This is a genomic window from Bordetella avium (assembly GCF_034424645.1).
GTDB lineage: Bacteria > Pseudomonadota > Gammaproteobacteria > Burkholderiales > Burkholderiaceae_B > Bordetella > Bordetella avium.
Window position 1 is genome coordinate 1,176,431 of the sequence record NZ_CP139969.1, and the last position, 20,777, is coordinate 1,197,207.

Consider the following 20,777-nt stretch of genomic DNA (forward strand, 5'->3'; position numbering starts at 1 on the left):
ATCATGCGCCCATTATGGCCCGGGCCCGTCCCGTAGGAGATTCAGATGGCAGTTTCCGTGTTTGATCTGTTCAAAATCGGCATCGGTCCGTCGAGTTCGCATACGGTGGGGCCCATGCGCGCGGCGCTGCTCTATGTGCAAGGGTTGGAGCGCGACGGGCTGCTGCTCAAGGTGGCTGCGGTGCGTTGTGAGCTATATGGCTCGCTGGGCGCGACGGGCAAGGGCCACGGTACTGACAAGGGGGTCATGCTGGGCTTGATGGGCGAGGCGCCCGACACCGTCGATCCCTCTGCGGTAGGCAGCTTGCTGCAGGCGGTGCGAGCCAATCGCAGTCTGTCTTTGCTGGGCCGTCATCCGGTGCCATTCATTGAAAAAGAGCATCTGATTTTTTATCGCCGTGAAGCGCTGGCGGAACATCCCAATGGCATGAAGTTCCATGCTTTCGACGCGGCGGGAGCGCTCCTGCGCGAGTCGCGCTATTTATCCGTGGGCGGCGGTTTCGTCGTGACCTCCGGCGCGGCCAACTCACAGGTGATTGCGGCGCACGATCAAATGCCTTTTCCTTTCCGCACTGGGCGCGAGTTGCTGCGCATGTGCCAGGAGAGCGGCCTGTCGGTGGCCGGTCTGATGATGCGCAATGAACTGACCTGGAATGATCAGGCCACGGTCGATGCCGGGCTGGATCGTATCTGGCAGGTTATGCAGGACTGCGTCAAGCGGGGCTGCGGCATCGCCTATCCCGAGGCCGATGGCGATCTGCCCGGCCCATTGCGCGTGCGTCGGCGTGCCCCTGATTTGTACCGTAGCCTGACGCAACACGCCGAACGCGCGCTATCCGATCCCTTGTCCGTGATGGATTGGGTCAATCTGTATGCGATGGCCGTCAACGAAGAAAACGCAGCAGGCGGGCGCGTCGTCACCGCCCCGACCAATGGCGCGGCCGGCATCATTCCGGCGGTCATGCATTACTACGACCGTTTCGTGCCGCAGGCCAATCGGCAGGGCATCCGTGATTTCTTGCTTACGGCCGCAGCCATCGGTTTGCTTTACAAGTACAACGCTTCGATTTCGGGAGCCGAGGTCGGATGCCAAGGGGAAGTGGGCGTGGCCTGTTCGATGGCGGCAGGCGCACTGGCCGCCGTGCTGGGTGGTTCGGTGGCCCAGGTCGAAAACGCCGCCGAAATCGGCATGGAGCACAATCTTGGACTGACCTGCGATCCGGTCGGCGGCCTCGTGCAGATTCCTTGCATCGAGCGCAATGCGATGGCGTCGGTGAAGGCCGTCAATGCGGCGCGCATGGCCTTGCGTGGCGATGGCCATCATTATGTGTCGCTGGATTCGGTCATCAAGACGATGCGCGAAACCGGTGCTGACATGAAAACCAAGTACAAGGAAACGGCGCGCGGCGGTCTGGCCGTCAATATCGTGGAGTGCTGAGGCGGGCGCCGCCGTTTCTAGGGTTTGGAGGCCTTAGAGGGATTCCTCGTTGATGAGGTCTTCCTTGCCATAGAACTTCACACCGATGTGGATGCGTTCGCGCCCCTGCTCACGGCGATGGCGATTAGTGTCGCGCAGCGAATACACGCATCCGCAGTATTCCTGCTGATAGAAGTTCTCGCGCTTGCTGATTTCGATCATGCGCTGAGAACCACCGCCTTTGCGCCAGTTGTAGGTCCAGTAGAGCAGGCCTTCGTAGCGGCCAGCGGCCCGCTCGCCGCAGCCGTTGATCTGGTTCATATCTTTCCAGCGCGAAATGCCTAGGGAGCTGGTGATTGTGTCGTAGCCATGCTCGTGGGCGTAGAGCGCAGTGCGTTCAAAACGCATATCGAAGCAGACTGTGCAGCGCTCGCCGCGCTCGGGCGAGTCTTCCAGGCCTTTGACCCGGTCGAACCAGTTGTCCATGTCGTAGTCGGCATCGATGAATTTGATGCCGTGCTTTTGCGCGAAACGGATGTTCTCCTGTTTGCGGATCTCGTACTCTTTGACCGGATGGATATTCGGGTTGTAGAAATAAATGTCGTAGTCGATACCGGAGGCCGTCATGGCTTCCATGACTTCGCCGGAACAGGGCGCGCAGCAAGAGTGCATCAGCACCTTGCCGTGGCCGGAGGGCAGTTCAAGCTTGGGGCGGACGAGTTCGGACATGGACAAAACCGGCAATAAGTAGCAGCGTAAGCGCCTATTTTACGATGTCTGGCGTCAGTGGGTTTCCGGCAGGGTATCGTCCCCAAATACCGTGCGCCATAGGGCGCTGACCGCAGCGCGTTCGGCACTCAGGATATCAGGGATGACTCTGGCGCGATCTATGCCTTTCAAACGCATCTGGTGCTGTACGCGCCGCAAGGTGCGGTAGGCATCGCCCGCGGCCAGGCCCAGATCGGCAGGGATCAGGCCAGCCTCGCCGGCCAGGCGCAACAAGGCGATATTGCCCAAATTGTTGACCAGCACGCGATGGTCGCCCGCATGGCAAAGCACCAGATATTGGGTAACGAACTCGACATCCACCATGCCGCCACGATCGTGCTTGAGATCGAACAGTTCGCTGTGGTTGGGGTGTCCGGCACTGATCTTCTCGCGCATGGCCAGCACCTCGGCGCGCAGCACGGCCGGGTCGCGAGGCATGACCAGGATGTCGCCGCGTATGCGTTCGAATGCCGCCCCCACCTGGGTATCTCCCGCCGCGTAGCGGGCGCGAGTGAGCGCCTGATGTTCCCAGGGCCAGGCATGTTTGCGCTGGTATTGCTCGAAAGCTTCCAGTGAGACGGCCAGCAATCCTGCGTCGCCATCGGGACGCAGGCGCAAGTCGATTTCGTACAGGCGGCCGGACGAGGTCATGGTGGAAAGCCAGGATGTCATGCGGCGCCCGAGTTTTGCGTAGATTTCGGCGGCATCCTCGCGCTTATCGTCAAAGACATAGACCAGGTCCAGATCCGAAGCGTAGCCGAGCTCTTTGCCGCCCAGTTTGCCGTAGGCAATGATGGCAAAGCGGGGTTCGGCGCCCGGCAGGCGGTTCACCAGCGGCCAGACGCGGCGGATGATTTCGGCCAGCAGCAAATCCGCCAGGGCGGATAATTGGTCTGCCAGCGCTTCGACGGTCAGGCTGCCTTCGAGATCCTGGGCCAGCAATTGAAAGCTCGCCTGCCGTTGCACATCGCGCATGAGGTTCATCTGCCGCTCGACGTCCGCGCTGCCATCGGGCAGGCGGCAGGCGTCCAGGTCAGCGCTCAACTGACGTGCAATCTGGTTGAAATCCAGCGGCTCAAACAGGGTGCGCCAGTCGATCAGGCTGTCCAGCAGCAGGGGATGCTGCGTGAGGTATTGCGCGGCCCAGGGGCTGGCGGCCACCATGCGCGCGACGCGCGCCAGCGTATCGGGGTATTCCGCTAACAAGGCCAGATAGGCGCTACGCTGCGCGATGGCCTCGATCAGGTCAAACAGCCGCGTGGCGGCCTCCAGGGGGGCATTGGTCTGTGCCGCCGCCTGCAGGGCGGCGGGCAGCAGGGCTTCCAGGCGCCGGCGGCTGCTTTCAGGCAGGCTGCGTATGCGGTGGCTGAGCAGCAGTGATTCAGTGCGGCTTTCGAGGTCAGCCGCCTGCTCGCCGAAAGCCTCTCGGATTTGCTGGCCAAGCTGTTCGCCGGCATCGGCGCTCTTGCCTCGCCTAGGGGTTTCTTCCTCCTCCCCCATGCCGGCCAGGCGGAAGGCGTTACGGAAGGTGCGCGATACGAATTCGCGGTGGCCGGCCAGCGCATCCTCGAATTCTGCCGGGGTGTAGCCCAGCGCTCGCGCCAAGGCCTGCCGCTGGCTGGCCTCGCCCGGCAGCAAGTGGGTCTGCTCGTCTTCGCGGTACTGCAAAGCATGTTCGGTACGGCGCAAAAAGCGGTAAGCAGCCTCCAGGCGGGCGGTATCCTCGGCGGGAAGCAGGCCTGCATCCCGTTCGGCATGCAGCGCCTCAATGAGGCCGCGCTGTTGCAGCGTGGGCATGCGTCCGCCGCGGATAAGCTGCGATAACTGCACCACGAATTCGATTTCGCGGATGCCGCCATCGCCCAGCTTGATATTGTTGGCGCTATCCACGCCGTTGCGCGCCAGCGCACGGCGCTGCCAGTCTTGGCGGATGCGTTCGCGCAGGGCGCGCAATGCCGCCAAGGCGTCGAAGTCGAAGTATTTGCGGTACACAAACGGTACGCGCAAGCTTTCCAGTTGCTGGGCCTGCTGGCGGCTGTCGCTCCCGGCGAAGGCCTGGGCCGGGATAAGCCGCGCCTTGAGCCAGGCATAGCGTTCCCATTCCCGTCCCTGGCCGATCAGATAGTGCTCCAAGGCATCCAGGCTCCAGGCCAGAGGGCCGGCATCGCCATCGGGCCGCAGGCGCAGATCGGTGCGGAACACCTGTCCATTGGCGTCCACTTCGGACAGCACAGGCATCATACGGCGCGTGAGGCGGCCGTAGAACTCATGGTTGCTGATGCGGCGCGGCCCATCGGTATCGCCTTCGTCGCCATAAAGCATGACCAGATCGATGTCCGAGGATACATTCAGTTCGCGTCCGCCGAGTTTTCCCATTCCGACGATCAGCATTTCCTGCGGCGCGCCACTGGTTTCGCGCGGCATGCCGTGGACCTGCTCTAACTCGTCGGCCACACAGCGGTAGGCGGCGGCGACCGAGAGATCGGCCAGCGAGGTCATGGCGGTGACGACCTCGCCGAGGTCTGCCTGTCCGCCCAGATCGCGCACGATCAGGGCGAGGAATACCCGTTCGCGCAGCTTGCGCAGAGCGATCCGAGTTGTATCCACTGGTAACGATGCGTCAGCGCCTGCCAACTCGAACATCCAGGCCTGCAGCCTAGCTTCGGTCAGCGGCTCAGTGGCTGCCTGCATAAGCCAGGCGGTCAAATCGGGATGCGCGTCCAGGCGGCGGCGCAGATGACCAGACCAGGCCAATGCCTGATCGAAGGAAGAAGTTGGTGACGACATGTGGCGAGTTTCGGGCAGACGGCAGGGCCGGTTTCAGGTATAAGGGGACGATACCCCAAGATGCGTCAATTGCCGATAGCCCCGTGCCTGCTCCCTCCGCCATCCTCCGCTGGATTTTCTGGGGCCTTTTGGCTCTGTACTGCGTGGCGGCGGTCGGCTTGCTGGGTTTGCGGTACTGGGTGCTGCCGCGCGCGGATGAATGGCGTCCGCGCATTGTGCAGTATGCCAGCGAGGAGCTGGGCGCGCGCGTCAGCGTCGATCATTTGAGTGCGAATTGGCGCGGCCTTAATCCGCGTTTGAAGCTTGAGGGCGTGCGTATTCACACCGCGGACGGTCCGGTTCTTACGCTGCCGTCCGTCAGCGCCGTGCTGGCCTGGCGCAGCGTTTTGCAGATGTCCCCCGCTTTGCTAAGCCTGCAGATCGATGGCGCCGATATCGCCTTGCGGCGCGATGTCGAAGGCCGGTTCTGGGTGGCGGGTCAAGCCCTCGATCTGGACGGCGGCCCGGGCGATAGTCCTTGGCTGCTGGACCTTGAGCGGCTGCGCGAGCTTTCTTTGCATGACACCACGGTGCGCTGGCTCGACGAGGCGCGCGGCGCTCCCGAAATTGCCTTACGCAAACTGGATCTACTGGTGCGTAATGGCCGTCTTTCGCATCGGTTTTCTCTGCGGGCCCAGCCTCCGCCGGAACTCGCCGCCAGTCTGGTGCTGCGCGGGGAGTTGAATCGGGGCGTATTCAGCGGCGATCCGCATAAGCTGGCGACCTGGAGCGGCCAGCTTTACGCCGAATTGGGGGATGCCGAGCCGCAAGCCTGGCGCCCTTGGTTGGACATACCGCTGGTGCAGGGACGTATGGCCGCACGAGCCTGGTGGCAAATCGAAAAAGGCCAATTGGCCGAGCTTACGCTGGATGCCGCCGCCCGGGGGCTGGGCTGGCGTGAGCCGGGTCAAGCGTCGCTGGGCGTGGCGGTGCGGGACATGAGCGGCCGCCTGCAAGGCGCTCCCGGAGACTTACTGCAGTTGCCCGGACTGCCTCTCATGAAAAGCCCCGAAGGCACGGGCCTGAGCCTGACGATGCAGGCGCGAGAGGTGCAGGCGCATTTGCCCGGCCTCTTTGAGCAGCCCGACCTGAGCTTGAACGAGATCGATCTGGACAGTCGGTTTGATCATCCTGCCGGGCAGCCGCTGCGTATGAATCTGGGGCAATTGCGTCTGGCCAATGAAGACCTGGAGCTACGTTTGTATGGGGATTGGCGGGCTGAGGGCAAGACGCCCGCCGGCAGCGCGGATCTGCGCGGCGCACTGACCCGTGCCCATATGAACGCCATCCATCGCTATCTGCCCTTGGAGGTCAACGCCGATGCACGGGAATGGCTGGCCATCGGTCTGCCGGCAGGCGAGATAAGTGATGCTGCAATTACGATCCGGGGGGATCTGGAAGCGTTTCCCTACTCAGCCGAGGGGGCGCAGGGCGTGTTCCGTCTGGCGGGGAAATTCAGCGATGCTACCGTGGATTATGCCCCGGCGGGTCCAGGCCGCAAGGCCTGGCCGCGCCTGGAAAAGCTCGGCGGCAGTTTTGTTATCGACAAGGCCAGCCTGGCGCTCGACAGTCCCGGCGGCGGCAGGATACCGACTGGCCCCCAGCAGTGGGTGACGCTGGGCGCTATTAGCGCGCGCATCCCCGATATGGAGCATGATTCAACACTCTTCGTCGATGGCGTGAGCAGCGGGCCGGTGCCAGCCTATCTGGCGCTGGCGGCCAATTCGCCCTTGGGAGGGCTGCTCGATGACGCCCTGAGCGAGGCATCGGGCACGGGTGATTGGCGTGTGCCGCTCAAGCTGGAGGTGCCGCTGCTCAACGCGGAAGACACGTCGGTGCAAGGCCAGATCCTCTTTGCCGGCAACAGCTTTCGCTTCATGCCGGACATTCCCGTGATGGACCAGATCCATGGCGCGCTCGATTTTTCCGAGCAGGGTATCGAGGTCAAGGATATCAAGGGCCAGTTTCTGGGCGGGCCGGCGCGTATCTGGGGCAAGATGCAAAAAGGCAGCGAGCCCTTGCAGTTTGAAGGCACGCTGGCCGGCAACGCGCTTACCCAGGTGATCAATGCGCGTGCCATGACGCGTTTTTCTGGAAAGACGGCTTATCGCGGTAGGCTGGTTTATCAACGAGGCGGCTCGATCGATATCTCGGTGCGCTCGGATCTGACAGGCATGGCCATTAATATGCCCGCGCCGGTGGGCAAGCGGGCGCAAACGGCTTTGCCGCTCGCCCTCCAATGGAGTCCAGCCACCGATGCGGGCAGCCGCAATCGCCGCTGGCTGACCGGCAGTTTGGGCGAAAACATCAATGTGCTCCTGGAGCGCGATCAGGCGGATAAGTCCGGAAGTTATTTCGCGCGCGGCGCACTGGGCATCAACCGTGCCGCCACGCTACCCGGCCAGGGCCTGAGTCTGGCGGCTTCGCTGCCGGAGCTCGACATGCCGGCTTGGGATAAGGTGCTGGATGAGTTCGATCAGCCCGCGATTCGCAGCGCCGTGCGTAAAAATGCCCAGCCGACCATGCCAGACCTCAGGCAGGTCAATCTGGCGACGGCTCGTCTGCGGACTGCCAGCCTGGATCTCACCGATCTTAAGTTGTTCGCTCAGCGGCCGGCGCCGTCTCAATGGCGGGTCGATCTGGCCTCGCATCAGGCCACTGGCATGCTTGAGTGGACCGAGGCTTCGGGGGCGATTGCCGGACACATCGTGGCGCGTCTGAAGCATTTATCGCTTGGGGAAGCCTCCGACGGAAACCCGGCCAAGGCTAGCCCGGCTTCGGGTAATGATCTCTCTGACCTTCCCGCCATCGATTTGCAGGCACAGCATTTCTCGCTCTATGGCAAGCCCTTGGGCGAGCTGCAATTACTGGGCACCAATACCGAGGTAGGCCATCGTTGGCGTCTCGACAAGCTACAGATTCGCAACGACGACGCCACGCTTAACGCCACGGGCGAATGGCGTCTAGCTGGTGAGCAGCGCGGTCTGACCGTGCAGGCCAAGGCCGAATTCAAGGATGCGGGCAAGTTTCTGGATCGCGTCGGCCTCAAACAGGTAATGAGCGGTGGTTCGGGCAGCGTCGAGGCGAATCTGTCCTGGCGCAATCTGCCCTGGACCCATTCCCTTGTCGATATCAGCGGGCACGCGTCACTGAGCCTTGAAAAAGGGCGCTTTTTGAGCGTCAATTCACGCACGGCGCGCTTGTTGGAATTGCTGTCTTTTCAGTCGTTGCAGCGCATTGCGAAGCTGGACTTCAATCCGGCGAATCTGCTGCGCGATGGTTTCCCCTTTGATACGGTGAGCGGAGAAATGGCTCTTGAGCGCGGCGTGCTGAAGACCGAGGGCTATAAGGTCAATGGTCCGGTGGCGGCCATCGTGCTGGCTGGCAATACGAATATCATCAGCGAGCGCTGGGATCTGAAGGCCGTGGTGGTGCCCAATCTCGACGCCAGCGGTGCTGCGGTGGCGACGGCGGCGCTGGTCAACCCCTTGATCGGTTTGGGCGCCTTTGTTACGCAGTGGCTGCTCAAGCAGCCCTTGGCCCGCGCTATGACGCTGGAATACAAGGTGACGGGTTCTTGGGATGAGCCCAAGGTCGAGCCCGTGCAATTGCCGAACGCGCCGGCGCCGAAGTTCGAGACCAGTCACTGAATCTGGCCTCGTTTTCTGCATGCCCATTAAAAACGGCCGCTTCCCGTCGGAGGCGGCCGTTTTCATAGGAGTAAGCCAGGTTTACTTCTTCATCATGTCGAAGAATTCGCCATTGGTCTTGGTGGCGCGCATCTTGTCCACGATGAACTCCATGGCCTGGATCTCGTCCATGTCGTGGATGAACTTGCGCAGTACCCACACCTTCTGCAGCAATTCGGGCTTGATCAGCAGCTCTTCGCGGCGGGTGCCCGACTTGTTCAGATTGATGGCCGGGTAGACACGCTTTTCGGCCAGGCGGCGCTCCAGGTGCACTTCGGAGTTGCCGGTGCCCTTGAATTCTTCATAGATGACTTCATCCATGCGGCTGCCGGTCTCGATCAGCGCGGTACCCAGAATGGTGAGTGAGCCGCCTTCTTCGAGATTGCGCGCTGCGCCGAAGAAGCGCTTGGGGCGTTGCAGGGCATTGGCGTCCACGCCGCCGGTCAGCACCTTGCCCGAAGCGGGAACGACGGTGTTGTAGGCACGCGCCAGACGGGTGATCGAATCCAGCAGGATGACCACGTCTTTTTTCATTTCGACCAGGCGTTTGGCCTTTTCGATCACCATTTCAGCGACCTGCACATGACGGGTGGCAGGCTCGTCGAAGGTCGAGGCCACGACTTCACCGCGCACGGTGCGCTGCATTTCGGTGACTTCTTCGGGACGTTCATCAACCAGCAGGACGATCATGACGGCGTCCGGGTAGTTGGTCGTGATGGCATGCGCGATGTGCTGCATCATCACGGTCTTGCCGGACTTCGGCGGGGCCACGATCAGGCCGCGCTGGCCTTTGCCGATCGGGGCGAAGACGTCGAGAATCCGGCCCGTGAGGTTTTCTTCGCTCTTGATGTCGCGTTCGAGGCGCATCACCTGGTTAGGGTGCAGCGGCGTCAGGTTCTCGAACATGATGCGGTGCTTGATGGTCTCGGGCGTGACGCCGTTGACTTTGTCCACCTTGACGAGGGCGAAATAGCGCTCGCCGTCTTTGGGCGTGCGGACTTCGCCTTCGATGGAATCGCCTGTGTGCAGATTGAAGCGGCGGATCTGCGACGGCGAAATATAGATGTCGTCCGTACTGGCCAGATACGAGGTTTCGGGCGAGCGCAGGAAACCGAAGCCGTCAGGCAGGACTTCCAGCACGCCGTCGCCAAAGATCTGCTCGCCTTGTTTGGCGCGCCGCTTCATGATGGCGAACATCAACTCCTGCTTGCGCAGTCGGTTGGCGTTCTCGATTTCCAGGCCGGCGGCCATTTCCAGCAACTGCGACACGTGCAGCGCCTTCAGTTCATTGAGGTGCATCGTGGTGATGAGGGGGAGAGAGAGAAGATGGGATCTGGCGGCGGGCCACGGACGGGCCCGCGCGGTACTCTTGGCGCGCTGCCGTGGGCTGCGCGCTGTCCGCTAGGCGTATTTTACAACGCGCTATCCAGAAATGCGGTGAGCTGAGACTTCGAGAGTGCGCCGACCTTGGTCGCGGCGGCCTGGCCATCCTTGAAGAGCATGAGCGTCGGAATACCACGGATGCCGTACTTGGCGGCCGTGCCCTGATTTTCGTCGACATTGAGCTTGGCGACAGTCAGGCGACCTGCGTACTCGGAAGCGACTTCTTCCAGGATGGGGGCAATCATCTTGCAGGGACCGCACCAGGCAGCCCAGTAGTCGACCAGCACGGGTTGGCTGGACTTCAGCACATCGCCTTCAAAGCTGGCGTCGCTGACGTTCTTGATTTGCTCGCTCATGATGGGGATATCCGACATAGCCTCGGGCCGAAAGAGGGCCGGGGCCTTTGTTACTTGTTTGATTGAAGGATTAAAGCATACCACTGTCGATAACAACAGGATGTGCCGGTTTTGTGTAGCATGGTGCGCGGCCCTGGCGGGCTGCGTTTTTTTTCATCCTACCGAATCTGGACCTGCTCAGGGTGTGCGCATCCCACCAAAAGCCGCGCCGAATATGGGCTTATCCGTAAAATGTAGGTTTTTTCCACAGATGTTGGGGATAACTTGGCCACTCCACGTTACACCGAATCGTCGATCCGCGTTCTGAAGGGGCTGGAGCCTGTGCGCCAGCGCCCGGGTATGTATACCCGTACCGAAAACCCTCTGCATATCGTGCAGGAGGTCATCGACAACGCGGCCGACGAAGCACTGGCCGGCCACGGCAAGCAAATTCAGGTCACGCTGCATGCAGATGGCAGCATTTCCGTCGAGGATGACGGCCGGGGCATCCCGGTCGGTCTGCATCCCGAAGAAAACGCCCCCGTCGTCGAGCTGGTATTCACCCGGCTGCACGCCGGCGGCAAGTTTGATAAGCAGGGCGGCGGCGCCTATGCCTTTTCCGGCGGCCTTCATGGTGTCGGCGTATCCGTCACCAATGCGCTGGCCAAGCGTTTGGAAGTCGTCGTCTGGCGCGAGGGCGGCGTGCACCGTCTGGTATTTGCCGGAGGCGACGTCATCGAGGCCCTGGCCCCTTACCCCGAAGGCGGGCGTAAGAAGTCTGGCACACGCGTGCGCGTCTGGCCGGACCCGAAGTATTTCGACAGCCCCAACATCCCGATGGGCGAGCTGACGCATTTGCTGCGCAGCAAAGCGGTTTTGCTGTCGGGCGTGAAGGTGGTGCTGGTCAACGAAAAGACGGGCGATACGAAAACCTGGCAATACCAGGATGGTCTGCGTGGCTATCTGTCGGAGGCGCTGGCGGGCGCTGAGCTGATGGTGCCGTTTTTCGAAGGCGAGCAGTACGCCGGGGCCGATCATGAGACCTTCGCCGAAGGCGAGGGCGCGCAATGGGTCGTCGCCTGGGCCGAGGACGGCAACGTCGTTCGAGAATCCTATGTCAACCTGATCCCTACGCCAGCCGGCGGTACCCACGAATCGGGCCTGCGTGAAGGCCTGTTCGGGGCGGTCAAGAGCTTCGCCGAGTTGCACAGCCTGCTGCCCAAAGGGGTGAAGCTACTGCCCGAGGACGTCTTCGCTCGCGCCAGCTTCGTGTTGTCGGCCAAGGTGCTGGACCCGCAATTTCAGGGGCAGATAAAAGAGCGGCTTAATAGCCGTGACGCCGTGCGTCTGGTCGGCGGTTTTTCCAAGAGCGCACTGGATCTCTGGCTGCACAGCAATGTCGAATATGGCAAGAAACTCGCAGAGCTGGCCATCCGGCAGGCGCAAGCCCGCGCCCGCTCGGCCCAGAAGGTCGAGAAGCGCAAGAGTTCAGGTGTGGCGGTGCTGCCGGGCAAGCTGACCGATTGCGAGGCGAGCGATGCCAGCCGCACCGAAATCTTTTTGGTCGAGGGGGATTCTGCGGGCGGCTCGGCCAAGATGGGGCGCGATAAAGAGTTCCAGGCCATTCTCCCCTTGCGAGGCAAGGTGCTCAATTCCTGGGAGGTCGATCGCGACCGTCTGTTCGCCAACAATGAAATCCACGATATCGCCGTGGCCATCGGCGTGGACCCTCATGGACCGGGTGATACGCCCGATCTGTCGGGCCTGCGTTATGGCCGCATCTGCATTCTCTCGGATGCAGACGTAGATGGCTCCCATATCCAGGTGCTGCTGCTCACGCTGTTTTTCAAGCATTTTCCCAAGCTCGTCGAGGCCGGACATGTTTACGTGGCGCGGCCGCCTCTTTACCGGCTGGATGTCCCGGCCCAGGGTAAACGGCCCGCTCGCAAGATTTATTGTCTCGATGATGGCGAGCTTGCCGCCGCTCAAGACAAGCTGCGCAAAGAGGGCGTGCGCGACAACGCTTTGAGCGTGAGCCGCTTCAAGGGTCTGGGCGAAATGAACCCCGCCCAGCTGTGGGAAACCACCATGAATCCCGATACCCGACGCCTCTTGCCCGTGGCTTATGGCGATTTGTCGCCGGCCGACACCACGCGCATGTTCGACATGCTGATGGGCAAGGGCGAGTCAGCCCAGCGGCGTGCCTGGATCGAGGATAAGGGCAATCTGGCAGAACTGGATATCTGATGAGCGCGGATAAAACGGTCAGCCTTCAGGTGGACCTTACCCTCCAGGACTATGAGGATTTTGTTTCCTATGCGCACCGGCGTGCGCCGCTTAAGCGGCGGCGCCTGCGCGGGCATCTGCGCTTTGCCGCCACCATTCTGGTCGGGCTTTTGCTCCTGGCGGTTGCGCGCACCCGCGATGCCGAGGGTCATATGGACTGGGCTGCCGCCATGCCTACGTTTCTCGAGTGGGCGGTCGTGGCGATCGTCGTGCTGGCGCTCCTGAGCCTGTCGTTCGAGCGTCTGATTCCGGCGCTGGGGCGCAGCAACGTGCGCCGCGCGCTCAAACAGGCGCCGGAAAATCCCTTTTTGGGCCGACATCGCCTGGACTTCAGCGCGGAGGGCGTAAGGGATACTGGCGAACGGGAAACAGGCAGCCTGCCCTGGGACCTGGTGCGCGACGCCGAAGAAACCGAGGAGTATCTTTTTCTGTTCATTGCTCCCTTGCAGGGCGTCATCATCCCCAAGCGAGGCCAGCGCGAAGAAGATTTGCAGGCCGTGCGTGCCGTGATGCGTACCTATGTGCCCAACGCAGGCCTGAGTTCTTGAGACAACACATACCATGACTGACAGCAATCAAGCCGGCTTGTTCGACGCCCCTTCGGATGGCGGCGACAATGCCGCCCTCACGCTGGGCCTATACGCCGAACAGGCCTATCTCGACTACGCCGTTTCTGTCGTGCGCGGTCGGGCGCTGCCCGATGTCGGCGACGGACAGAAACCCGTTCAGCGTCGCATTCTGTACGCCATGCAGGACATGGGTCTGACCAGCGGCGCCAAACCGGTGAAATCGGCCCGTGTGGTCGGCGATGTGCTGGGTAAATATCATCCGCACGGAGATCAGGCCGCCTATGACGCCATGGTGCGCATGGCGCAGGATTTTTCGCTGCGTTATCCGCTTATCGATGGCCAAGGCAATTTCGGTTCGCGGGATGGCGACAATGCGGCCGCTATGCGTTATACCGAGGCGCGGCTGACACCGATTGCCCGTCTCCTGCTCGAAGAGCTGGACGAAGGCACCGTCGATTTCGTGCCCAATTATGATGGCAGCCAGCAAGAACCACAGATGTTGCCGGCTCGCCTGCCCGTCATGCTGCTCAACGGCGCATCGGGCATCGCGGTGGGCATGGCAACGGAAATTCCGTCGCACAACCTGCGCGAGGTGGCCCAGGCTTGCGTGGCGCTGATCCGCAATCCGCAACTGCCCGACGAAGATCTGCTCGCCCTCATCCCGGGGCCGGATTTCGCGGGCGGCGGACAGATCATCACGCCGGCTGCCGATATCGCTCATATCTATGCGACGGGCCGGGGTTCGCTCAAGGCGCGCGCGCGCTGGCAGTTCGAAGAAATGGCTCGTGGCCAGTGGCAATTGGTCGTGCATGAACTGCCCCCTGGCACCTCCTGCCAGAAGGTCCTCGAAGAAATCGAGGAGCTGACCAATCCCAAGGTCAAGGCAGGAAAGAAGTCTCTCACGCCGGATCAGCAACAGAGCAAGGCCATGATGCTGGCGCTGCTGGACGCGGTGCGCGACGAGTCGGGCAAAGATGCCGCCGTGCGCCTCGTGTTCGAGCCCAAGACCTCGCGTGTCGACCGGGACGAATTCGTCAATATCCTGCTGGCCCAGACCAGCATGGAATGCAATGTGCCCGTCAACCTGGTGTGTATCGGCACTGACAGCAGGCCTCGCCAGAAGGGCCTGCGCAGCGTTCTCGATGAGTGGCTGGCCTTTCGTAGCGAAACCGTCGTGCGCCGCACACGCTACCGTCTCGACAAGGTGCTGGACCGCATCCACGTTCTGGAAGGCCGCATGGTGGTCTACCTCAACGTCGATGAGGTCATTCAGACCATCCGGGATTCCGATGAGCCCAAGCCGGCGCTGATGGACCGCTTTGCGCTGACCGAACGTCAGGCCGAAGACATTCTGGAAATGCGTCTGCGCCAATTGGCGCGTCTGGAAGGTTTCAAGATCGAGCAGGAGCTGGCGGACAAGCGCGAAGAGCAGTCGCGCCTGCAAGACCTGCTCGACAATCCCGGTTCGCTCAAGCGTCTGCTCATCAAGGAAATCGAGGCTGACGCCAAACAGCATGGTGATGAGCGCCGCACCCTGATCGAGAGTGCGGAGCGCGCCGTGCTCGAAACCAAGGTGCTCGACGAGCCAGTGACCGTTGTCGTCTCGCGCAATGGCTGGTTGCGCGCGCGCCAAGGGCATGGCCACGATGCGGCCCAGTTTACGTTCAAGCAGGGCGATGATCTTTACGGCGCCTTCGAATGTCGTACCACCGACAGCCTGATCGCCGTGGGTGATAACGGGCGCGTCTATACCGTGGCGGTCTCCGCGCTGCCCTCGGCGCGTGGCGATGGCCAGCCCGTCACCACCATGATTGACCTGGAAGCGGGTACGCGCATCGTGCACACCATCGCGGCCGCAGCGGATAGCCGTTGGTTGCTGGCGACTCAAAGCGCTTATGGCTTTGCTACCCGTCTGTCCGACATGAGCAGCCGTCAGCGCGCGGGCAAGCAATTCGTCACGCTGGATAAGGGCGACGTTTTGCTGCGCCCGGTGCCTCTGTTTGAAGGGGCGGTGCAACTGGCTTTGCTGTCTTCCAAGGCCAAGTTGCTGGTCTTCGGCCTGGACGAGCTCAAGAGCCTGTCGGGAGGCGGGCGCGGCACCATCCTGATGGGCCTGGACGCCAATGATCGCCTGGATCAGGCCGTGCCCATCGCTGCGGGCGGCCTGCGCGCGGCAGGTATTTACCGTAACAAGCCCACTGAAGACATCCTCGTTGGAGCCACTCTGGCGCCCTATGTGGGCAAGCGTGCTCGCAAAGGCCGTGTCCTTGAGGTGCGGCCCAAGCAGCCCGTGCTTTCTCCGGTGCTTTGACCCGGAAATGTTTACGGCGGCCTTGATGGCCGCCTTTTTTTTGGCCGGATGCCTTGCACGCTGATCTATGGCTTGCCGGGCAGGGGTTGAGCGTTAACGCTTGTGATCTTTCGGCAAATTGAGTTCATTTGATTACATCATGCATGGAATTATGATTTGACTTGAATTTGATCGATACATATCATTCGTATAGAAATTAATTTTTAAAGCCTCGAACATGAACAGCGTCAATACGACGGAATCCTCACAGCAGTACGACTTGCGTATCCTGCGCGCCCTGCGCCGCATTACGCGCTCGATCGCCCTGCATTCGCGCCAGTTGGCCGCGGTCAGCCATATCACCGCGCCGCAGCTAATGTGTTTGCGCGCGGTGATCGCCAGCGGGCCCTCGACGGCCACGGCCATCAGCCGCGAAATTCATGTCAGTCCGAGCACCGTGGTCGGCATTCTCGACCGTCTCGAAGACAAGGGCTTGATCCGCCGCGAGCGTGGCCGCGAGGATCGCCGCATTGTGTTTGTCACGGCGACGCCGGCCGGCCGGGCGTTGGCGAGCGAGGCGCCGTCTCCCTTACAAAAGCATTTGGCCGACGCGCTCAATGCCTTGCCCGAACTGGAGCAGGCCACGATCACGCTGTCTCTGGAACGCATCGTGTCCTTGATGGAAGACGAGGGGCAGGCGGTGGAAGCCGAGCCTGCTTCGGCCATTTTGGAAGTGCCGACGGGCGGCGCGCCGCCTGAATCGGGGTTGGTGGTATGACGCAGATACAGACACTCGCTCGACACACCCCTCAAATGGCCGCCTCGGCGGCTCCTCAAGCAAAGCGCCATCAGATGCGGCCTCCGCGTCTTGCCGATGGCGCCGCGATTCACCGGCTGATCGCCGATTGCCCGCCGCTGGATCTGAATTCACGCTACGCCTATCTGCTCTTGTGCGAGCACCACAGCGCGACCTGCGTCGTTGCTGAAAGCCATGGCGGGCGCATCGATGGCTTTATCTCTGCTTATCAACCGCCTGCTCGGCCTGATGTGCTGTTTATCTGGCAGGTCGCGGTGCATGAAAGGGCGCGCGGCCAGAAGCTGGCGCGCGCCATGCTGAATGCTTTGTTGCAACGTGCCGGGCTGAACTCGGTACGCCATCTGGAAACGACGGTGGGGCCTGATAACCAGGCTTCCCGCCGCACCTTCGCCAGCCTGGCGGCCGATCTCGGCGCTCACATTGCCGAGCGGCCGTATTTTGACCGCAGTGTGTTTGGCGGCGCAGACCACGATGACGAGATGTTGTTGAAAATCGGGCCATTTGAGCCCGTGTCTCGTAAGCGCTGACGGGCCGACAAGCCCAGCAACACCCCTGGATGACGATCTTGCAGCGCCCGAAAGGGCGCGGCGCGGGTTTTGTCGTCCCTCAACCTTGATAGGGAGGATCACATGGATTTAAAGATTTTTGACCGGATGGAGTCAGAGGTGCGAGGCTACATCCGGTCCTTTCCGGTGATATTCAGCCAGGCTCGCGGGTCTGTGCTGATCGATGAGGAAGGCCGAGAGTACATCGACTTCTTCAGTGGCGCGGGCACACTGAACTACGGCCACAACAATCCCATTTTCAAGCAAAAATTGCTGGATTATCTGGCAGAGGATGGCGTGGTGCATGGCCTGGATATGGCCACCAGCGCCAAGAAGCGCTTTCTTGAGACTTTCGAGCGCGTGCTGCTCAAACCGCGTAATTGGAAGTACACGTTACAGTTCACCGGTCCCACCGGGACTAATGCAGTCGAGGCGGCGCTGAAGATTGCGCGTCAGGTCAAGGGCCGCCCCAACATCATTTCATTTACTCACGGCTTTCACGGCGTCAGCGGCGGGTCGCTCGCCGCGACGGCCAATGTCAAGTTCCGCAATGCGGCCGGGCATGCGCTTGCCAACACGACCTTCATGCCCTATGACGGCTACTTCGGTCCTGACGTTGACACCATCGCCTATCTGGAACGCATGCTGGAAGATCCCAGTAGCGGTTTGGACAAGCCGGCCGGCGTCATTGTCGAAACCGTGCAAGGCGAGGGCGGCGTCAACGTCGCCACGCTGCGCTGGCTGAAGGATCTCGAAAAGCTCTGCCGCCGGCACGACATGCTGTTGATTGTCGATGACATCCAGGTGGGCTGCGGCCGTACCGGCAGTTTTTTCAGTTTCGAGTCGGCGGGTATCCGTCCGGACATCATCACCTTGTCCAAGTCGCTCTCTGGTTTTGGCCTTCCCATGTCGCTAGTCCTGATGAAGCCGGAGCTGGATGTCTGGAAGCCTGGTGCCCATAGCGGCACGTTCCGGGGCAATAACCTGGCCTTTGTTACGGCGGCAGAGGCGCTGGACAGTTATTGGGCCAGCGACGCTTTTTCCACCGACGTGCAGCGCAAGGAGCGCATGGTGCGAGACTGGCTGGAAAACCTGGCTCACAGTTATCCCAATGCCGGTCTGGCGGCGCGGGGCCGAGGTCTTATTCAAGGCCTGGTCGCCACGGCGGCGCCGGAGTTGGCCAACGAGATCGCCCGCAAAGCGTTCGAGCGCGGCGTGGTGATCGAAACCGCTGGCGCGCACGACGAAGTGCTCAAGTTGCTGCCCGCTTTGACCATCGAAGATGAGTTGCTCACGCGCGGGCTGGATGTGATCGAGGCCAGCGTGGCCGATGCGCTGGGTGAGAAGCAATCTTCGGCCCGTGTTCTCAAGTTTGGAGGAAAACGCAAATGATCGTTCGCAACGTGAAAGATGTTATCGGCACGCCCGACGAAGTGCGCACCGACACCTGGGTCAGCCGCCGTGTGCTGCTTAAGAAAGACAAGATGGGTTTCTCGTTTCACGAGACGACGATCTTTCCTGGAACCCGTACCCATATCCATTACAAAAATCATCTCGAGGCGGTGTGGTGCATTGAAGGCGACGGTTCGATCGAGACGATCGCTGACGGCAAGCGCTATGACCTGGGTCCGGGTGTGGTCTATGCCCTGAATGAGCACGACGAGCATTGGTTGTGCGGCGGCAAGGAGCCCTTGCGCGTGATCTGCGTGTTCAACCCGCCGCTGACCGGCCAGGAAGTGCATGACGCCGATGGCGTGTACGCGCTGCCCCAGGCCGAGACCGCCTGAACGGGAGATCTATGATGCTATCCACTGCGCAAGATCCCTACGCGTCGCGCACTGACCGCGCGGCCGCCATCATTGCGAGACAAGACCCGGTCGTTTATGGGGAGGGCGCCTATGCCGACGCCTTGAACGCCGATCAGGTGCAGGCCTACGAGCGCGACGGCTTTCTTCTGTTGGAAAACCTGTTTTCGGCTGAGGAAGTGGCCGGCCTGCTGGCCGAAGTCGAACGCATGACGCGCGATCCCGCCATCGTGCGCCGCAAAGAGGCCATCACCGAACCTGGCAGCAATGCCGTGCGCTCGATTTTCATGGTGCATGTGTTGAGCCCGATGCTGGCGCGACTGTCGCGTGACCCGCGTGTGGCCAATGTGGCCCGTCAGATCCTGGGTTCCGAGGTCTATATCCATCAGTCGCGTGCCAATATGAAGCCGGGTTTCAAGGGCAAGGAGTTTTATTGGCATTCTGACTTTGAAACCTGGCATGTTGAAGACGGCATGCCAGCCATGCGAGCGCTCAGCTGCTCGGTGCTGTTGTCGGACAATAACGAAACCAATGGCCCGCTGATGCTGGTGCCCGGCTCGCACAGGCAGTTCATCTCTTGCGTGGGCGCAACGCCGAACGACCATTACAAGCAATCGCTCAAAAAGCAGGAGTACGGCGTGCCGGACCCGGTGAGTCTGCAACTGCTGGCCGAGCAGGGGGGCATACGCACCATGACTGCGCCTGCGGGTTCGGTGGTATTTTTCGATTGCAACACCATGCATGGCTCTAATAGCAATATTTCGCCCTGGCCGCGCGCCAATGTGTTCATGGTCTATAACAGCATGGAGAACCAGCTCAATCCGCCCAAGTACGGACTGGACCCCAGGCCCGAGCACGTCGCCACGCGCAAAGCCGTTTCCGCCGTCACGCCCCGAGACGCGCTCAAGCTGGTCGAGCGTTGATCCTGCGCCGGCCTGGCTTGGGTAGCAGGCTGGCCTTATCGAACAGCAATCTCGGAATACCGCCAGCCAGGGCAGGCTGGCGGGTCGGCAGACGATGTCAGACGCCGATCTATGGGGCGATATTCCCAAGAAGACGGTGCGCTCCAAAGCCTGCGCATGGCACCATATTTTCGAGCGATGTGGCTCCATAGGCTTCTGTTATTCTTGCCGCATCTCTTGCCTGATCGTGCCGCCATCATGTCGCTTACCATCCGCAGTCTGCATGTGTATCCCATCAAGTCCTGCCATGGTATTGACCTCTCCGAGGCGCAGGTGGATCGTGCGGGGCTGGCCTATGATCGCCGTTGGATGATCGTGAGCGCTTCAGGGCAGTTCATGACGCAGCGCCACTGGCCGCGCATGGCCCTGATCCGTACTGCCTTGACGACGGGCGCTCTGCACTTGAGCGCGCCGGATATGGACGACATCGAGGTGCCGCTAGATGGTAGCCAATTGTCGGAAACCCCGGAGACCGTGGCTGTCTGGCGCGACACGGTGCCGGCCAGGGCCGAGGCTGCGGCTGTCGCCGACTGGTTGAGCCGGTTTCTGAACGAACCCTGCCGCCTGATGAAAGTGGATGCGCAGGCGCGCCGCTCTGCAAAACTCGATTGGGTAGCGCAGTGGCGCGAGCGTCATCCTGATGCGGCGGCAGGCTTCGAAGGCGATCATTTCTTTGGCTTTGCCGACGGGTTTCCCTTGCTCTTGGCCAACCAGGCTTCGCTGGATGACCTCAACGCCCGGCTCGCAGCCAAAGGGGCGGAGCCGGTGCCGATGGACCGCTTCCGGGCCAATATCGTCCTGGCTGGCGACGACTGGGCGGCCTTCGACGAGGACCTGACCGTTACGGTGGATTTTGACGGTTTGCGGGTGGCGCTGGTTAAGCCTTGCACCCGTTGCACCATCCCCGATGTGGATCAGGATAGTGCCGCCGTGCATCAGGAACCGGGCCGGACCCTGGCCGCCTATCGCAATCTTGAGATTGGCGTGGTTTTCGGCCAGAACGGTATCGTAGACGCGCAGAAAAGCACCATGCTGCGCGTTGGCGGACAGGCTGAGGTCGAGCTCGATTTTTGAGCGGGTGGGCGG

Annotated in this window: 15 protein-coding genes; 11 read left to right on the top strand and 4 right to left on the bottom strand. The window is 61.5% G+C overall.

Annotated elements, in window-relative coordinates; translation table 11 throughout:
* Nucleotides 1-45 precede the first annotated feature (45 nt).
* The gene (locus tag U0029_RS05575) at nt 46-1,437 is read left to right on the top strand and encodes an L-serine ammonia-lyase (protein ID WP_114852563.1); all 1,392 of its coding nucleotides are present in this window, start codon (nt 46-48) and stop codon (nt 1,435-1,437) included.
* Between the two features lie 33 nt (nt 1,438-1,470).
* Here U0029_RS05575 and U0029_RS05580 read toward each other — a convergent pair whose 3' ends face one another.
* On the bottom strand, nt 1,471-2,145 hold the full coding sequence (locus U0029_RS05580) for an epoxyqueuosine reductase QueH (protein WP_012418044.1): 675 nt from the start codon (nt 2,143-2,145) through the stop codon (nt 1,471-1,473).
* Nucleotides 2,146-2,199: 54 nt separating this feature from the next.
* The gene (gene glnE / locus U0029_RS05585; protein WP_114852582.1) at nt 2,200-4,971 is read right to left on the bottom strand and encodes a bifunctional [glutamate--ammonia ligase]-adenylyl-L-tyrosine phosphorylase/[glutamate--ammonia-ligase] adenylyltransferase; all 2,772 of its coding nucleotides are present in this window, start codon (nt 4,969-4,971) and stop codon (nt 2,200-2,202) included.
* Between the two features lie 83 nt (nt 4,972-5,054).
* Here glnE and U0029_RS05590 point away from each other — a divergent pair, with 83 nt between their 5' ends.
* Complete coding sequence (locus U0029_RS05590; RefSeq protein ID WP_162790379.1) at nt 5,055-8,660, top strand: YhdP family protein; 3,606 nt, start codon at nt 5,055-5,057, stop codon at nt 8,658-8,660.
* A gap of 81 nt (nt 8,661-8,741) precedes the next feature.
* Here U0029_RS05590 and rho read toward each other — a convergent pair whose 3' ends face one another.
* The gene (rho, locus tag U0029_RS05595) at nt 8,742-9,998 is read right to left on the bottom strand and encodes a transcription termination factor Rho (protein ID WP_012418041.1); all 1,257 of its coding nucleotides are present in this window, start codon (nt 9,996-9,998) and stop codon (nt 8,742-8,744) included.
* Nucleotides 9,999-10,111: 113 nt separating this feature from the next.
* Nucleotides 10,112-10,438: a thioredoxin TrxA gene (gene trxA, locus U0029_RS05600; RefSeq protein WP_029578873.1), complete on the bottom strand. Its 327-nt coding sequence runs from the start codon at nt 10,436-10,438 to the stop codon at nt 10,112-10,114.
* 264 nt (nt 10,439-10,702) lie between these two features.
* Between trxA and parE the strand changes: the two genes are divergently transcribed.
* The 9 genes from parE to U0029_RS05645 all read left to right on the top strand — a co-directional run bounded on the left by parE (nt 10,703) and on the right by U0029_RS05645 (nt 20,765).
* On the top strand, nt 10,703-12,664 hold the full coding sequence (gene parE / locus U0029_RS05605) for a DNA topoisomerase IV subunit B (protein WP_039051536.1): 1,962 nt from the start codon (nt 10,703-10,705) through the stop codon (nt 12,662-12,664).
* Nucleotides 12,664-13,251: a YcxB family protein gene (locus U0029_RS05610; protein ID WP_012418038.1), complete on the top strand. Its 588-nt coding sequence runs from the start codon at nt 12,664-12,666 to the stop codon at nt 13,249-13,251. Before parE ends, U0029_RS05610 begins: the two co-directional genes overlap by 1 nt.
* 13 nt (nt 13,252-13,264) lie before the next feature.
* Nucleotides 13,265-15,583, top strand: a complete 2,319-nt coding sequence (gene parC / locus U0029_RS05615; protein WP_012418037.1) for a DNA topoisomerase IV subunit A — start codon at nt 13,265-13,267, stop codon at nt 15,581-15,583.
* Nucleotides 15,584-15,800: 217 nt separating this feature from the next.
* Nucleotides 15,801-16,340 (top strand): MarR family winged helix-turn-helix transcriptional regulator, encoded by a 540-nt coding sequence (locus tag U0029_RS05620; RefSeq protein ID WP_012418036.1) that lies wholly within the window; start codon nt 15,801-15,803, stop codon nt 16,338-16,340.
* A gap of 35 nt (nt 16,341-16,375) precedes the next feature.
* On the top strand, nt 16,376-16,906 hold the full coding sequence (gene ectA, locus U0029_RS05625; RefSeq protein WP_370510838.1) for a diaminobutyrate acetyltransferase: 531 nt from the start codon (nt 16,376-16,378) through the stop codon (nt 16,904-16,906).
* Between the two features lie 102 nt (nt 16,907-17,008).
* Nucleotides 17,009-18,316, top strand: coding sequence for a diaminobutyrate--2-oxoglutarate transaminase (ectB, locus tag U0029_RS05630; RefSeq protein WP_012418034.1), 1,308 nt, complete (start codon nt 17,009-17,011; stop codon nt 18,314-18,316).
* The gene (locus tag U0029_RS05635; protein ID WP_012418033.1) at nt 18,313-18,711 is read left to right on the top strand and encodes an ectoine synthase; all 399 of its coding nucleotides are present in this window, start codon (nt 18,313-18,315) and stop codon (nt 18,709-18,711) included. The genes ectB and U0029_RS05635 overlap by 4 nt, the downstream gene beginning before the upstream one ends.
* Nucleotides 18,712-18,725: 14 nt before the next feature.
* The gene (gene thpD / locus U0029_RS05640) at nt 18,726-19,652 is read left to right on the top strand and encodes an ectoine hydroxylase (RefSeq protein ID WP_114852581.1); all 927 of its coding nucleotides are present in this window, start codon (nt 18,726-18,728) and stop codon (nt 19,650-19,652) included.
* Between the two features lie 237 nt (nt 19,653-19,889).
* The gene (locus U0029_RS05645) at nt 19,890-20,765 is read left to right on the top strand and encodes an MOSC domain-containing protein (RefSeq protein WP_039051556.1); all 876 of its coding nucleotides are present in this window, start codon (nt 19,890-19,892) and stop codon (nt 20,763-20,765) included.
* Nucleotides 20,766-20,777: the final 12 nt, after the last annotated feature.